Genomic DNA, 15,475 nt, shown 5'->3' on the forward strand with positions numbered 1-15,475 from the left:
CACAATTTATACTAAAAATTTTTTGGTGTTAAATATCTAAAAATTAATCTTAGTCCCTAGGTCTACATTGTAGTTATAGAAAGACCTACGGAGTTCTATAGTTGCTGTTGAAAAAATGTCTGCGAATTGTGTGAGAGCTAAATTTCCAAATCCACGGAATATAGCAGCATGTTTATGAAGGTTTGTTGCTATCGTCGTCCAAGGTAGTATGCCGCCAGAAAGAAGGTGGGTAACATTGTTAGGATTATCGCGGAAGATATCCCCTGAATACATAGCTGATAATTCATAGGAGAGACTCTGCATAGCACTGCCATGGATTTTTAGCCCTATAGGCAGAGCAAGACTGCGTAATCTACTCCCACTAAATGATCTTCTTTTTATACCTTCCTCTTGGAACTGTACTTGATAAGCAGAAATCCAATGCAACTTAATAAAAGGAGAAGCGTAATGGAAAAAAGTGTGAGTGTTGTCTAAAGAAAAGGTAAGAGAAGTGCCAATTTCTGCAGAATATCCATAGGTGTTCCAGGAACTTGTGGTAGTTGTCGTATCCATATAGCTCACATGCATACGATTTCTATTATGACTATAAGTCGCTAAAGCATGAAAAGTAATGGGGAAACTTCTAGGAATCAAACAGAGCACTCTAGGTCTATAAGTTGAAGTTCCTGAGAGAAATCTTACAATGGGAAGAAGAGGACGCGTGTGTTGGAAATATAGGGAGCCTGAGAAAAATTTATTGTTAACCTTACCATGCGCGTGATCTTCTGTACTGCCAAATAATTGCGATATCCCTACACGAAATATATCGTCATCAAGAGTTTGTAATTGCCCGCCTATAAAGTAACCCAAACTTTTATGCAGAAATCCTTTAGCGCGATCATTGCCAGCTTGTTCCTGAAGTCCTGTAATTGCCGATGCCCATAGTCCTGATTCTGATAAAGGTAAGGCTTCAAGATCTATAGCACGTTGTGATGTTCGTGTATCTAAATACAGAGACCATAGGCTATTAGGAACTAAGGAAGTCATGAATTCCTCTGTTCCCCCTTGAAAAGGTACATAGCCTGAAGGACGCCAAAGCAATTGCATTTTTTTCATAGCATTATGGTTGGCATCTTGAGGTTGTTGGTCCCAAGATATTTCCCAATTTCCCTGATAACCACGGTGAGAGATCATAGTCATATGTGGAGATGTAGGAACCTCAGAAACCATAATGTTTTCTAAGCTCGGCACGGTAATATGTGCCAAGTCAAACTCTGTTTCTTGAGCAAGAATCTGTTGGTTATAAAACATCTCATCATCCAGATGAACAACGATAGGCCCACCTATATGCACGGTCGCAGTAGGGTTAGTGCCTGAGATTTTCACAGGAGGTATTTTCATATTCTCCATACTCATATGGAGATTACAGATGTCTGCTCCTGATTCCACAGTCAAAGCAGAACCTCTATCCAAAAACAATAGAGAACGAGGTTTCTGTTCTAAGGAACGTGCTTGCACAATTGCTCCAGGATGAAGACGTAAGGATCCGGATTCTAAAGAGACAGGTTGAGGAAATCGCGAAGTCCTTGATATCTCAGAAGTATTATCTAAAGGAAGAAATTGGATGGCACCATGAAAAGTGGTCCCACCATTGGGAGCGTTGATTTTTAGTGGGGTATTTACAGAACCTTCTGAAGTAATAGGGTCATTGAATATAATAGAAGATCCTGCACGTGCATTAAGAAACAAGCATTTTGCATTATTGCTTAAGTGAATGCTATTTTGGACTATATCACCGTTAGTAACCGTGTGGTTGCCAACGAAGACCATATCTCCAGTATTTGCTGTGAGGCTTAAACTTCCAGAGGGGGCAATACAGATAGCCCCGCCTTTGCTCTGTGCGCGATTTCCACGGAAAGTCATACCGTGATTTGTAGTCAATACAACACTATTTCCGTAGATAGCCCCACCGCTTCCTAATGCAGAGTTTTCACGAAACTCTGCACTATTATTCGCAGTCAATAAAAGATTATCTGCACAAAAGGCTCCTCCATTTTTTTTAGAGCCATTTTTCGCAACTATCAGAAACTCAATTTGATTAAATGATACCCTGGGAGTTGAAGCTCCAGCTTTTGTGGATTTTACACAAGAAATAACTCCACCATCTTCTAATGATGTATTCTCTTCGAATATTGCAACAGAAACGTCCGTAAATAGTAAAGAGCTGTTAGAAACAATTGCTCCCTTGCCGCTATAATTAGCAGGGGAAGAACGAATAATCAAATCGTCTACTTTACTGATGGTTATGCTTTTTCCATCGACTGCTGAGTGAATGCACACACCCTCAGCTGTAGAATTCAATCTGCTAATTCTAAAATCGTGGTTAGCACAATCAAAAACCCAATTCCCAGAAGAATGAGTGAAGACGCTTTTGTTGGCTGTGACTAAATTCGCAGTATCTTCAAAGACAAAATCTTTAATTAGAGTAAAAGAGGTTTGCTCGGGGTTATCCGTTTTCTGTATTCTAAAAGTTTCACTAGATGATGAGCCGTTAAATCCATGGTCGACATTTTTAGGCTGTGCGTCGTCGGCAAAGAGTTGATTTCCAAAGGATAAGGCAAAAGAGGAAATTAGCAAAACTCCATAAATAGAGTTTTTCATACGTATTTCCTACATATTTTGCAGCTCTATATGGAATAGGATAAAGGAGAAAATAAAGCAAGACTTAACGTGTCTTTCCCTGATCCATAAGATAAATATTTCCTATTCGAATAGGTGCTGTTAAAATCGCAGCATGGACCCTAAGTTACCACTGCAAGTGCGTGAAGATCCTCGAAGTTCATAAGTGAAATTCCCAAATATAGAAAAATGAGGAGTATACGCACGATGATTGCCACAACGGACTAGGAGCCCTTGACGAGCAAGATTTGTTCCACATGATCGCCAATTTGCCCCCAATGGGGTGCTTAACAAATACACATCACTATGAGGATTATGTCTCACTAAATCTGGAGAATAGGCTACTGATACGTGGAAATCATTTTTTCCTTTTAGTCTACTTATATGGACACCTATGGGTAATGAGAGATTTACTAAGTCACTACTTGCAAATTTTCTACCATATGCAATGCTGTCTTCATTAAAATCTTCCTGATGGGCATAGATGGCTTGGATATTTAAGAACGTTCTTACTCGTAAGGTTCTAGTTGGAACTTTTATAGATCCTCCAAATTCTAATCCAAAACAATCATTAACCCATTCTCCTCTAAGGACAGGGTATGAGGTGCCTTTAGGAGCGTATTTCTCAGTCATTTTTGTTTTCATATCATTCGAAGTATGACAGTAAGTGAATTGCCCATGCAATCTTAAGGGAAGAGAAACTGTATTATACTGATAATATACTGCTCCCAAATAACTATGCGCATTGCTGCGTGAAGCTATCTCGTTTTTATCCCTTGTAAATAACTCACAAAATGCACCACCAAAAATATTTTCAGATCGTGTTTCTCCAGAAAGTCCTACTACATATCCTCCGCTAGCATGATGAAATTTCTGTTTCTTAGGAGTACGTTGTTTATAAATTAGGTTTGCTAACCCAGCTCCCCAAAGACCTTTACGATATCTGGAGGTGCTTAAGTTTGCATGCATGAGATTTTGTACAGATTGCACATCTGAGAAACATCCCCATAGAGTATTAGGAACGATATCCCCTTGGCGCTCTGGATTAACTTTATATCCCGTTTGCTTCCAAACGAGGGTTGCACCTTGCGTGCCACCTGCGGTTTTGGTTATAGGTGCCCAGTTAACAATCCATTCTCCTTGATAACCATATTGCCCCTCCACCAGTTGTTTTGTTGTATTTTCTGGTTCCGATAACAAATCTATATTGTGTTCTCTAGTTTCTCCAGAAGTGTCCGGTGTAGGCAAAGTAATCACACCGTCTGTGGGGGCGGTAACATCAATAAGATTGGGGTAAGAAATAGTTTTACTGAAGATAGGGGATTCGTAAAAAGAAGAATCAGAAGAGGTGAGAGTTATGCTTTTGATTGTAACGTTCTTAACGCCATTGCCAGCTTGTGTGGCCGAGTTTTTGATTTTAACAGGAGTACCCCCCCCCCCCCCAATAAGGAGGAAATATCAACATAGAGATCTGTAAGAACTACTCCACCTACAGTCGCTGTAGGACTTGTAGATTTTTTGGATCCTGTGACTTCTAATGTAGTCCCTAGATCCATAATGACTTTAGACCCTGCTTCTTGTTTAAAGCCCGCAGTATTTACGATAGCACCATCTTTGATTACCAAAGAACCTGATTTTAGAGTCAGTGGTTGATAAAAATTAGATGTGAAATTTTTAGGTTCCAATTTCTCATTATCTGTAAGCTTTTCTCCAGAAAAAACAATAGCTCCTGTACAAAGCTGATTCAGGCTATTGTTGATAATTAATTCAGTTTCACCCGTACTACCTACAGAAGTACTTGTAATAGGATCATAAAAATAAATCCCATAGCCTTCACACGCATTGAGCGTGCCTATTTCTGATGAGCCTGCCAAATCTATGGAATTTCTCAAGGTTGTTGTAGTGGCAGGTGCAGGCGTATCTGTAACAGTTATAGTTTTATTCCCTTCAAAGACAATATCGCCTCCTTCTGCAGATAAGTGGCACTTTCCAGAAGAGGTTACACTAATAGCACCTCCCACGCTAGTTTTCCCTAGAGAATAATTGTTACTAAACAAAGTAGGGCCGCCAGAAATGATATGAAGAGTTTTAGCACAGATAGCTCCTCCAGATGAAGTAGCTTTTGTCCCACTACAACTATTGTTGGAAAAAATTAGCTCGCTATTGTTCTGAAATGTTAAAGTGTCGGAATTGTGACTAGAATAAATAGCGCCACCGCTTAAATCAGTAGGTTCATATGAATCTCCTGGTGATGCAAAAACAGAACGTTTTGTGGTATTATTAAGGAAGGCTACTTTGCCATTGTTGGCGATCACAGATTCTCCATGCGAATAAAGTGCACCACCACGTTTTGTGCACGTATTGTCTTTGAAAATAACCTCAGAGTTATTTTGGATATTTAAGATAGGGGAGCCGTCTTTTGGGGACCTTTCTAAAGGTAGATCTTCCGCAAGTTCCATTTCCAAAGGAGGTTGTGCAGGAGGGGAGATAAGAGCACAAAAAATAGCTCCTCCAGAAGAAAAACTACTAGAGGTTTTTTTATAAGAAAGATTTCCAGAAAATACTAAGGATTCAGAGCAGTTTTGTATGGACAATCCAGAGCAGTTAATAGCTCCCCCATTATCTGAAGAATTATTACCTTGGAACCATAACTTTTTAGTTTGGTCAAAAGCTGCATTTCCTCCGATACAGATAGCTCCATTGCCAGATGAATCAGCACACTGATAACAAGCAAAATTAGAAAATCCTGAAACAGTCAAATCTCCAGTATTACTTGCGCGAGTTCCTACGGAAATAGCTCCAGCAGTACCGTTAATAGTTAAATCTGAGAAATACAAGTTGTTACTATTTCCAAGTAATGTAAGGGTTGAGCTAGAGCAAAAACAACTGCTAGCTGGTGAATCAGATGGGGGAGATGCAGTTGTAATGTTGCAGAAACAAATATTATCTACACAATTGTAAGAAGAACCTGTGTAGCCTTGAAAGGGGCCTTCTTCAAAATTCCCATTGTAACCTTCAAATAGGTCTATAGGTGATGTAGATCCTTGAGAAAAACCTGAGAAAGAAGATAGAGCTATTCCAGAAGCTGCTAGAATCCAAAGAGAAATATTTTTCATGATTCAGAAGTAATGGATATCAGAATATTCTCAAACAATCAAAAAATTAATTAAATGTCAATAACATCAGATAAGAAACTATGTCTACAATATTGTTGGGGGAAATAGTAGGAATTCTTAGTTACTCTACCATAACGGAAATGATAGAGTAACTAAGAAGAATAGATAATTTAGAATTGGAGCTTTGACCCTACTTGAACGTTATAAGTTTTAGAAGATCCTCTGAGTTCAAAACGGAACTGACTGAACATTTCCATCTTTCTAGAACATGCATAGTGATTCCCACCAGATATAATGAACGCCTGTCTTGCCAGATTTGTAGCAGGCACTTCCCATACAGCTACTTTTGGATTGTTTAGTAAAACAGCTGTACTATGGGGATTATTTCTAATGATGTCTGGGGAGTAAGCAATAGTTACGTTATACACCGCTGGATCATCATCTGATAGCCTTGAGAATTTTATTCCTACAGGCAGGGCAACATTGGCAAGATGGCTGCTTCTGAAAGATCTTCCATCTGCTTTGTTATTTTCTTTGAAGTCTCCCTGATGACCATAGAATATTTGCAAATTAATAAATGGTTCAACACTGTCAAACAACCACTCATCACATAGGTTGAAAATCGTCCTTCCCCCGAGCTCCATTCCTACACTATCATTGCCCCAATTACCTTGAGTTGGTGAGTATGTCACACCTATAGGAGCATATTTGCTAGTCAACTTGGTCTTCATATCATTTGAAGTATGACAGTAGGTTACTTGTCCGTGAAGATATAATGGTGTTGCAATACAGAAAATCGAACGTGAGAATTTTTCCCAAAAGTTGTATGAAGTCGCATACTGATAGTACAGAGAACCACTGTAAATTGTGGCATGTGCATTAGAAACTAGATAATCCTTATCTTTAGCAAATAATTGACAAAAAGCTAAACTTAGAACATCTCCGTAAGAATTTTCACCTAAGACTCCTAGGGCATACCCCCCGCTCATATGGCGGAAATTTCTACGAGATTCAGAAACCGCACTTCTGTGTAGGAAATTTCCCAATCCGGATGCCCAGAAGCCTCTTTTATATTGGGAACCATCAATGGCAGTATGGATAGCATTCTGTATCCCTCTAATATCGGCAAAGGATCCCCATAGTGTATTAGGGACTAAAGAACCTTGGCGTTCTGGGCTAGCAATGTAGCCGGACGGTTCCCATGCTATTTGTACTTTTTTTGTCCCATTAGTGACTCGTAATTCTTCAGTAGCCGGTGCTAGGGTTACAGTCCATTTTCCTTGGTAACCATAATGGCCTGAGGCATTTTGTGAGGATACTTGGTTGTCAGCAAGTATGAATCCTGATACCCCACCAGTACCGCTTTGTATTGTGACAACATCAGGAAAGGTCTGATTGGATCCAAAAAGTAGAGATTCATAAGAATTTCCTGTAGTGTCTACGAGATGTACCTGGTTAACAGTAGCAGTGGCACTTGTACCTTGGGCTTTAATAACAGCAGGTGTACGGGTTGTTTTTGAACTGCCTGTAGAATAAAGTAAGGATCCGACATTAATATCTAAATCAGTAACAGTAATGTTAGCGTTGGCACTAGCACTTCCCGTTCCCGTTACTGCTGCTGCGCCAGGGGAGCTCATCATAATTTTATTTGTTTCGGCAATGAGATTAGATGCAGCTACTACACTGGGAGCCGTGGGAGTTTGCAAAGTGGTTCCTAAGTCCATAACTAATCTGGAACCAGATTCCTGAGTAAATGACGTTACCTCTACAACTACACCTTTTTCCAAAACCAAAGATCCTGCTTTTAAAGCCACAGGCTGATTGATAGTGGATTTTAAATTAGTATTTTCTGGTGCTATTTCCTGTATTGCTAATGTTTGGACTTGAGAATCAGAAGATTGGCCATCTCCAGAAAAGATAATCGCTCCTGTATAGACAGCACCATTAGAAGTATCATTAATATTTAATGTATTTCCGTTCGATCCATCCTGTACTAGAGCCAATAAATTTGAGGTAGAAGTTGCTGAGTTAGATGTGCTTGTAATAGGGTCATAAAAATAGATCCCATAGCCCTCTTTAGCATTAAGCTTAGAGATTTTTGCTCCAGCTCCTAAATCGATAGAGTTTTTGGTAGTGGTAGGTGTTCCTTGAGATTTTGTTTTCTGACTTCCAGTTTGGATTGTCGTATTTCCTTTGAAAATAATATCCCCACTGTCTGCTGTTAAACTACAATCTCCGCCATCAGCTATTGAGATTGCCCCACCTTTAGGGGAGGCCGTTGCTGTTGCTGAGTTATTGATAAATGTCGTTTTACCTCCAGAGACAATCACAAGATTTTTTGTACAGATAGCCCCACCTTTATTCTGGGATGTATTACCAGAAAAGGTTATCTCCCCATTGTTTTCTAGAGATACTGTTCCTGAGGTAGTGCAAGAGTAAATAGCTCCTCCACATCCTGTGGATATTTCTGGTGCTTGTTTAGCTAAAGGAGCCGACTTTTGTGAAGTGAGTGCTTTTATGTGTACGGATTCCAGAACAGATGGTATGGGGTGTGCAGAATTCTCTTTTTCTACATGTTCTGCTTTTTCTATTTTCTCTATGGGGTCTTTACTAAGATTCTCGTCAGAATGACTTACAGAGAGTTCATTAGTTTCAGTGGCTTTTTTGGGTTTTGGAGTCGCTAGCGCAGTATTAATAGAGTTATTGATAAAGCTAACGCTATCGTTATTTGCAATAGTGGTTATCCCATGAGAATATAGCGCACCACCTTGTTCTCCAGCAGAATTTCCAGAGAAGATGACATTGCTATTTCCAGTGATCGTTAGGATGTGGGCATCATTCTCTGTATTATTCTGGTTGTTTGATGCTTGAACTTGACCAGAGATCTTAGGCAGAGAAGCTTCTTTGCTTTTATTTAGATCATTAGAAATTACAGCTGCTGGAGCATCTTGACAAAAGATCGCTCCCCCGGACTTTGCTGAAGAGTTGTTTGAGAAATTCACACTTATTGAACTTCCTTCTAGTGTGAAGACCCTAGAATTTATAGCTCCTCCTCCATCAGAAGAAGCATTATAGTTAAATTGGATATTTGTATTATCTTTAAAAGTAATTCCACCCGCGGCTTTTATAGCTCCTCCGCGAGTAGAACCTATTGCAGATAGGTCCACTTTTTCTGGAGGACAGTAAGAACATGAGAAGCTAGAACAACCTGATACCTTTAAATTACCAGATGTTAAAGTTGGTTCTTGTAGGGTTTGCTTGGAGGCAAGCAAAACACTGATAGCCCCAGATGGGGGGAAACTAGGTTGTGTTGCCTCTGGTTCTGCTTCAACCATATGGGATTCTACAGAGGAATCAGTGAGCACATTAATAGCCCCTGGTACTGGTGTTGCAGCCGGCGGCTGTTGATCAGGAATCTTTGTCAGAATACTATCGAAAAGTAAGCTATACCCATTTCCTATGAACGTGAGGTCGCCAGTAGTAGAAAAACAACTAGTCGTTAATCCAGACCCTAGATCTTGCATGCCCGCATTTTTAATGCTGACGTTCCCAGTGAGATTATAGGTAGCAGATTGAGAAGTAGACTTTGGTGTGAACTCTTGTGTAGTGGTGCTCCCATCATAACTATCTTTGGAAGATAAGTTCATAGTTTCATTGGCAAATGTACAAAATGATGAAAGAGTAATTCCGGAAGATATTAATAACCAGAGAGAAAGGTGTTTCATAGTCAAAGTCTGGACATATTATTATGTAACTACAAACGATCAAAAAAATAATTTAAAGTCAAGGGAAAGAGAGGGAAAGTCATTAAGACTAAATGTCCCCGTCTCTTCATAGAGACGGGATAGGATGTTAAAAGCAAATTTTGGATCCTAAATTAACGTTATAGGTATGAGAAGAACCTCGAATTTCAAAATTGAATTCCCCAAGTAGGAGAATGTTCGGGCTATACATATACCGATTTCCTGTACGCAAGATGAACGCTTGTCGAGCAAGATTAGTTCCCTTACTGACCCATTTCGCTACATTGGGATCATTAAGTAAGTGTGCATGAGATTCTGGATTACTTCTAATCACATCCGGAGAATAAATTAAGGTTAGATTGTAAGAAGCATTTTCTTTTTTAGAGTGTTTTTCAAATCTTATGCCCAAGGGAAGAGATAAGTTTGTTAAACTACTACTATCGAAATATCTTCCATAGGTACTATCGTTTTCTTGGAAATCTCCCTGATGTGCATAAATCAGTTGCAGTTTTAAGAAAGGTGCATAGTTATCAAAGATTCTTGAGCATGGGGTGCTAATAATAGTAGAACCTTCGCACTCTACAGCAAGAGTGTTATTTCCCCAATCTCCTTTAAGTTTAGGATAAGTAACCCCTGCAGGAGCATAGGTAGTTGTCATCTCCGTTTTTACTCTATTGGAAGCATAAGTATAAGAAAGCAGTGTATTAAGAGTTACCGGTGATGTAATCCCTAAACAACTCCATCCTTTCCAATAGTTGGTATGTTGATAACATAGAGATGTTCCGTAAGCCGTAGCAGAATTTTTAGAAACTAAGAAATCTTTGTTAGAACTAAAGATCTGAAAGAAACTAACGCTGAGAGTATTGTCTTTGTTCGTTTTCCCAAGTATTCCTAAACTATAACCTCCGCTGTTATGTCGGAATTTTTGACGATCTCCAGAAGAACTTTTGTGTAGGAAATTTCCCAATCCGGATGCCCAGAAGCCTAGACAACGCTGATTATTATGAAGGTTATTCTCTATTAGATTATGAACAGCACGAATGTCAGAAAAGTTTCCCCAAAGAGTGTTAGGGATTAAAGAACCCTTGCGTTCTGGGTTCACCTTGTACCCTGATTCCTCCCAAGATAATGAAACAGTTTTATTTCCGTTTCCAGATTTTGCATTAGCATCAGACCAAGTGACTGTCCATGTTCCCTGATAGCCATAGTGTGGTAGAGGAACCTGCTTGGTAGAATCTACTGTGTTTCCTGATATTACAGATAGTATATGACTTGCAGGTGTCCCTGAAATGTTAATAACATTATTAAAGGTTTTGTTTTTTCCAAAATTAGGCGATTCATAGCTGTTGCCACTACTGTCTACTAGGCTGATAGCAGTCACTGTAGCTGTTTCACTGGTTCCTTGTGCTTTGATAGTAACCGGATGCGACTCATTAATCATAGAACCTACGTTAATCCCTAACGAGGAGATTGTGATGCCTGTAGCAGAAGCAGGTGTGACGTCGTGTGTTGTGGCAGAAGGCACTGATGCGGATAATGTGACATCCTTAGAACTAGATGTTTTTAGTATACTCGATCCCGTTGTTGTTTTAGGAGTTTGGAGAGTAGTTCCTAAATCCATAACAAGTAGAGAACCCGCATCCTGAGAAAACGAATTTACCTCTAAAATAGCTCTGCTTCTTAATGCTAGAGATCCTGCTTTTAAAGCTACAGGCTGACTAATCTTAGATTTCACGTTAAGATTTTCAGTGAGTGCTTCTTCCTGAGAAACCGTGTTTTCTGGAGATACATGTTCTCCTGAAAATACAATGGCTCCAGTGTAAACAGAGGCATTAGTACTATCAGGATTATTAATATTTAATGATTGGGAATTTTCTTTGGACTTTCCAGCAGCTTTAGGCGGCTCACTTGTAATAGGATCATAGAAGAAAATACCATAACCAGACTTAGCACGTAAGTCTTTGAGTGTGCATCCAGAAGATAGATCTATAGAGTTTCTTGTCGTTGTGGGAGGTGACTGTACTTTCTTTTCAGCTTGTTGCTGTTGTGCAGAGGTAGTTATGATAGTATTCCCGTCAAAGATAATGTTGCCACGATCCGCTGTAATGCTACACGTTCCTGAATCTCCCATAATGGCAATAGCTCCCCCTTTAGGTGAAGAGCTCTCTACTGAATTATTAAGAAATAACACGGGACCACCCGATGACAGGGTGAGCTTATTTGCACAAATGGCTCCTCCCTGTGTTTTAGACGAGTTTTCTGTAAACATTAGGTAGCCGTTATTTTCTAATGTTACCATGGAATCACTGGCTCCCGAACAAATCGCGCCACCACCGCATAAAGTTGTTACTTGTGAGACTTCTTGATTTGAGATGGATGCTAAGAGAGGAACAGCAAAATGCTGAGATGATAACGGTATGTTTAAGATGGCTTTAGGTAGGACAGCGTCAATGGATGACTCTGATTCTGCTTTTGGGAAAGTTTCTTTGTCTGCGGGTGTTTTCTCTAATTTCAGATGCTCATCGGAAGAGAGTGAAGCAGGGTTTGAAACTGTAGTAGTTTGTGTAGAGATGTTTTTGGAAAAAACCACACGGCGGTTACCAGAAATAGTAATGTTTTTGTTTGAGTACAAAGCTCCACCAGATTTTGCTGAGGAATTTGATGAAAATGTAGTGGATAGCAAACTACTTTCGATAGTGATTCCAGAACTAGAAATTGCCCCGCCATTCTCTGGAGATCGATTGTTATCAAAAGTTAAGTACGCATTATTAATAAATGTGGAAGATCCCGTGGTTTTGATTGCTCCAAGAGTAGAAGAGGTTGTTTGATTTAAGGGAGGGCAAAACATACAAGAAAAGTTAGAGAATCCTTGGACAGATAGATTTCCTATGTTTTTTGGAGACGTTTCTTGAATATGTATATCTGTAGTTCCCACGCTACTACCCTTAACTTCGATAGCAGCAGGAATGAGTTGAGGGGATGGTGGAGGTGGAGGAGGATTTCCATTCTGAATTGATTTCGTTTGTATATTGTAAAAGTTTAAACTATGCCCGTTTCCTATGAAGTTAAGATCCCCATTAGATACAAAAAAACAGCTAGATGTTAATCCTGTTTCTATCGTTTTAAGGTCAGCGTTCGTAGGTTTTAAACCTGCATTAGCAATCATCACATTGCCAATAACATAGTAATTAGTAGTCGATGTTTTAGTATTGGGTGAGAATTCTTGATTCGTTATGTTGCCGTCATAGCTACTCTTAGAAGAAAGAAGTATATTTTCTGCAGTTGTTTCTCCTCCGTTTGCAAAGGAAAAAGAAGAAGTTAATGCTAGTCCAGAAGAAAGTAGTAACCAAAGAGGAGGACGCTTCATAGTAAACGGTGCTAGTAATTTAAGATGTCTTAAACGGATCAAAAAAATAATTAAAAGTCAAGAAATACAGAAGGATACTGATCCTGAAAACCTGAAGGCTATTCATTAGGGTAGGCCCCATCCCTGTTAGGGGATGGGGGAGGTGAGTGGGTTAGAACTGGATTTTAGAACCCAGGTCTATGTTGTAAGTACGAGCTGATCCGCGGAGTTCGAAGCCGAATTGGCTAAAGATCTCACATCTTGGGGTTATGGAGAAATGATTCCCGGCTTGAGCGATGAAAGCATTTCGAGCCAAGTTAGTAGCTCGTGTGGTCCAGATTGCTGATGAGGGTTCCATGACTAAAGACGTGGTACAGTCAGGATTTCCTCGTGCGATGTCTGGTGAGTAGGCTAAGACCACGTTGAAGGAAGCGTCATGATTTTTTGCGAATCTCTCGAACTTCATTCCGATAGGGAGGGCGAGGTTAGTGAGGCTACTACTATCGAAGATTCTTCCTTGTTCTGTGTTTTCTTTAAAGTCTCCTTGGTGGGCATAGATGAGTTGGAGTTTAGCGAATGGGGTGTAGGTGTCGAATAACCAGGGGTTATTGAGGTCTACAGGCACAGCACCACCGAACTCTAAACCAAAGCAATCATTCCCCCAATCGCCTTTGATGAGGGAGGGGAGGACCATTTTTTCTGGAAGGAAAGCTTTTGTCATTTTGGTTTTGAGATCGTTAGAGGTGTGGGAGTAAGTGAGCTGAGCATTGAATACTAGAGGAGCTTCAGTTCCCACTATAGAGTGGATGAGTTTGTTCCATCCGTTCCACCAAGAGGTGTGTTGGTAATATAGGGAGCCTGCATAGGTGGTAGCCGAGTTTTTGCTTATGAAGTAGTCCTTGTCTTTGCCGAAGAGCTGGCAGAAAGAGGCATTGAGGATATCTTCATTTAGGGTTTCTCCCATGACTCCCACGATGTAGCCGACACTATGGTGGCGGAATTTTCGTCTTGTTTCTGTTGGGGAAGGAGCTCCTTTAGGGCTTTGGACGTCATAGCCACTTCTATGCAAGAAGTTAGCAACAGCGGATGCCCATAGGCCTCGGTGACATTCGGCGCCATCTACACTGACTTCCATAAGATTTTGGATAACACGGAGGTCAGAGAAGTTTCCCCATAGGGTGTTAGGAACTAAAGCACACACACGCTCGGGATTAGCAATGTAGCCCGTATGAGTCCAAATAAATTTTGCTGAATTAGTTTGAGCTGCAGAACCCCATTGAATGGCCCAACTTCCTTGGTAACCATAGTGAGGAAGTTGATCAGTATTATTGGTAGTAGGTGCTGAAACACTTCCACCACTTCCTGTAATAGCTGCAGTGATTCCTGTGATGTCTAGATTTTTTCCAAAAACGGGATACTCATAGCCATTGCCATCGGCATCAATCAGGCTAAGAGAGTCAATAGCGATAGCTTTTTGAGTTGAGTTAAGGGTTTTAATATTAGCTGAAGTAGAGGTACCCCCCCCCCCCCAACGAGGCCACGTTAACCGCGAGGTTTTTAAGCGTTATGCCTTCACCAGAGGATGAAGTTTGTAGGGTAGTATTGGTATCCATGATAAGAGTGGAAGTATTATCACTTTGAGTAACTTGTTTTGCCTCTACAGTGACTCCATCCTTAAGAACTAAAGTGCCTTTCTTTAAAGTAACTGCTTGTCCTAAAGAAGATTTTAGGTTTTCAGCGACTTTAGCTTCTTCTGCTGAAAGTTTTTCTCCTGAGAATACAATAGATCCAGTGTATCCGGTGTCGTTAATATTAACAGCTCCAGATGGAGAAGTAGCATCACATGTTACAGGATCATAAAAATAAATCCCATAGCCTTCCTTAGCTTTAAAAGCATGTGTTGCTGAGTCATTGTTTCCTAAATAAAGAGAGTTTCTTTGTACAGCCCCACTGCTAGATTTTACAGTATTTCCATCGAAGATGATATGCCCTCCTTCTGCAGATAGAGTACATTGGCTTCCTGAAGTGGTAGAGCCTTTATCTATGCAAATGGCTCCACCTTTTCCCGAATTGGTAGAGACGGAATTACCAGAAAATACAGTATGTCCAGCAGAGGTAATGCTAACCACATTCGCACAAATAGCTCCACCTTTTGAGCTTGCAGTATTGTTTAAAAATGAAACTGTGCCATTCCCGGACATAGAAAGAGTTCTTGCTGTTGTTGAAGTATCACAACAACAAATAGCCCCGCTGTTTAGCGCATTTGTGCATAAGAAACTAGAAAATCCCGAAATGGTTACGTTTCCACTCGTCGCCTCAATAGCACACGGTTTGGTGCCAGAAGTAATGCTTTGGAAGCAAATGTCGTAACCATTTCCGGTAAGAGTGAGCGCTGCTGTTGGGGCAAAACAACTTTTATTTGTCGTATTTATATTGGAGAAGCAAATGTCTCCTATACACGTATAGTTACTGCCAGTAAGTTGAGAAAAAGCACCCCCGTTACATACATCAGAGGGGCCTATATTTTGCGCTTGTGCACAACATATGTGACTCGTGGTCATTAATGCTGAAGACATTAATAACCAGAGATTTAGACGTTTCATATATATAGC

General features: G+C 40.2%; 7 protein-coding genes and 1 pseudogene. All 8 read right to left on the bottom strand.

Features of this window, described 5'->3' with window-relative positions:
- Positions 1-36: 36 nt before the first annotated feature.
- A complete protein-coding gene (locus H359_RS01700; protein ID WP_020371008.1) occupies positions 37-2,640 on the bottom strand; it encodes an autotransporter domain-containing protein in 2,604 nt (867 codons plus the stop codon).
- Between the two features lie 120 nt (positions 2,641-2,760).
- A complete protein-coding gene (locus H359_RS04955; protein WP_155848243.1) occupies positions 2,761-3,906 on the bottom strand; it encodes an autotransporter outer membrane beta-barrel domain-containing protein in 1,146 nt (381 codons plus the stop codon).
- 107 nt (positions 3,907-4,013) lie between these two features.
- Positions 4,014-5,774 carry a polymorphic outer membrane protein middle domain-containing protein gene (locus H359_RS04960; RefSeq protein WP_021119521.1) on the bottom strand — a complete coding sequence of 587 codons (1,761 nt, stop codon included), beginning with the start codon at positions 5,772-5,774 and terminating at the stop codon, positions 4,014-4,016.
- Positions 5,775-5,944: 170 nt separating this feature from the next.
- On the bottom strand, positions 5,945-9,499 hold the full coding sequence (locus H359_RS04965) for a polymorphic outer membrane protein middle domain-containing protein (RefSeq protein ID WP_020371012.1): 3,555 nt from the start codon (positions 9,497-9,499) through the stop codon (positions 5,945-5,947).
- A gap of 127 nt (positions 9,500-9,626) precedes the next feature.
- Positions 9,627-12,884 (bottom strand): autotransporter domain-containing protein, encoded by a 3,258-nt coding sequence (locus H359_RS01715; protein ID WP_020371013.1) that lies wholly within the window; start codon positions 12,882-12,884, stop codon positions 9,627-9,629.
- A gap of 151 nt (positions 12,885-13,035) precedes the next feature.
- Positions 13,036-14,064: an autotransporter outer membrane beta-barrel domain-containing protein gene (locus H359_RS05215; RefSeq protein WP_021119504.1), complete on the bottom strand. Its 1,029-nt coding sequence runs from the start codon at positions 14,062-14,064 to the stop codon at positions 13,036-13,038.
- A 108-nt stretch (positions 14,065-14,172) separates the two neighbouring features.
- A pseudogene (locus H359_RS05220) lies at positions 14,173-14,361 on the bottom strand (hypothetical protein); the annotation flags it as partial.
- A 1-nt stretch (position 14,362) separates the two neighbouring features.
- Positions 14,363-15,466, bottom strand: a complete 1,104-nt coding sequence (locus tag H359_RS05225) for a hypothetical protein (protein WP_021119528.1) — start codon at positions 15,464-15,466, stop codon at positions 14,363-14,365.
- Positions 15,467-15,475: the final 9 nt, after the last annotated feature.

The organism is Chlamydia ibidis 10-1398/6 (assembly GCF_000454725.1).
Lineage (GTDB): Bacteria > Chlamydiota > Chlamydiia > Chlamydiales > Chlamydiaceae > Chlamydia > Chlamydia ibidis.

Excerpts from the sequence above, each read along its gene's own strand:
- H359_RS01700 (WP_020371008.1), bottom strand. The coding sequence starts at position 2,640 with ATGAAAAACTCTATTTATGGAGTTTTGCTAATTTCCTCTTTTGCCTTA.
- H359_RS04965 (WP_020371012.1), bottom strand. The coding sequence starts at position 9,499 with ATGAAACACCTTTCTCTCTGGTTATTAATATCTTCCGGAATTACTCTT.
- H359_RS04960 (WP_021119521.1), bottom strand. The coding sequence starts at position 5,774 with ATGAAAAATATTTCTCTTTGGATTCTAGCAGCTTCTGGAATAGCTCTA.
- H359_RS05225 (WP_021119528.1), bottom strand. The coding sequence starts at position 15,466 with ATGAAACGTCTAAATCTCTGGTTATTAATGTCTTCAGCATTAATGACC.
- H359_RS01715 (WP_020371013.1), bottom strand. The coding sequence starts at position 12,884 with ATGAAGCGTCCTCCTCTTTGGTTACTACTTTCTTCTGGACTAGCATTA.